At 71.0% G+C, this 1231-nt stretch carries 1 protein-coding gene and 1 pseudogene; both read left to right on the top strand.

Features of this window, described 5'->3' with window-relative positions:
• Positions 1-169 precede the first annotated feature (169 nt).
• Positions 170-1015 (top strand): MobF family relaxase, encoded by an 846-nt coding sequence (gene mobF / locus ACFRCG_RS48595; RefSeq protein WP_380043085.1) that lies wholly within the window; start codon positions 170-172, stop codon positions 1013-1015.
• 12 nt (positions 1016-1027) lie between these two features.
• Positions 1028-1231 (top strand): annotated as a pseudogene (locus ACFRCG_RS48590) (hypothetical protein); the annotation flags it as partial.

The following is a 1231-nucleotide window of genomic DNA, read 5'->3' as shown; positions in this document are numbered from 1 at the left end:
GGGACTGGTGGTCGCGCAGCATTTGCCTGGCCCCGGGAGGCGTTCGCCTGGCGGGCAGGACGTCGCCGCAGATGCCCGTCCGACGGGATCGGCCGTGAAGTTCCGGTGAACCCTCCCGCCGTACGGGATCGGTCTTTCTTCGCAGGTCAGAGCCGTGTTCGATGCCGGGATGCTGAGTGTCGCGAAGGTGCAGAAGCGAAATTCCTGGCGCTACTACGTACGCGGAGTGGCTTTCGGGGATGGCCGCCGTCCGGTCGGTCAGGCGTTGAAGGACGCCCAGGAGATGGCCGGGCTTCCGCCCGGGGTGTGGATGGGGCGCGGCCTGGCCGCGCTCGGGCTCACCGCCGGACAGGAGCTGACCGAGCGGCAGATGGAGCTTGTCTTCGGGCAGGGCCGGCACCCGGACGCCGACCGGATCGAGCGTGAGCTCCTGGACGACGGCGCCGACCCGGAGACGGCCCGGCTGGCGACCGTCCTCGGGCAGCCGATCGAGGAGATCGAGAGGCGCAAGGCGACTCCTCTGCTCGCGCTTGACTTCACTTTCCGGCCGCAGGCGTCCCTGGTCGTGCTGTGGGCGCTGGGCGACGACCACACCCGGCGCGTTATCGAGCGGGCCCACGAGAGGGCCATCGCCACCGTGCTGCGCTGGCTCGAGGATGAGGTCGCACAGACCCGGTGGTCCTCCGGCCGCCGACGCGCGAAGGCACCGGCCCTGGTGGCCTCGCGGTGGCGGCACTTCGACAACCGCGACGGATTCCCGCTACTCCACGACCACCTGCTGATCCTCAACCGGGCGCAGCGCCCGGACGGCACCTGGGCCGCTCTCGACACCCGCCGCCTCTACCAGCACATAGTTGCCTCCGGGACGCTCTACACCCTCGCCATGACGACCGAGGTGTGTGAGGAGCTCGGGCTGGCGACCGTGCCCCGAGAGGTGACGCCGGGCCTGCGCCCCGTCATGGAGGTGGCCGGCGTCGACCAGGACCTCATCGACTGGTCGTCCACCCGCCGCTAGCAGATGGCGCCGGTGCTGGAGCGCATCACCGACCAGTACGTCAAGAAGCACAAGCGGCTGCCCGGCGAGCGCGGCCGGAACGGCCTGGGGTGGTGGGCGGCGCAGGACACCCGCCGGGAGAAGAAGACCCCGAAGCCGCTGGAGCAGCTGCGCGCGTGGTGGCGTGCGTCGGCGATCCTGCGCTTCGGCCCGGAGGTGGTCGACGGGCTGCTGGAG

The organism is Embleya sp. NPDC056575 (genome assembly GCF_042793325.1).
Classification (GTDB): Bacteria; Actinomycetota; Actinomycetes; order Streptomycetales; family Streptomycetaceae; genus Embleya.
Note: the sequence above shows the minus strand (reverse complement) of the source record. Positions and strands in the feature narration are given on the sequence as shown.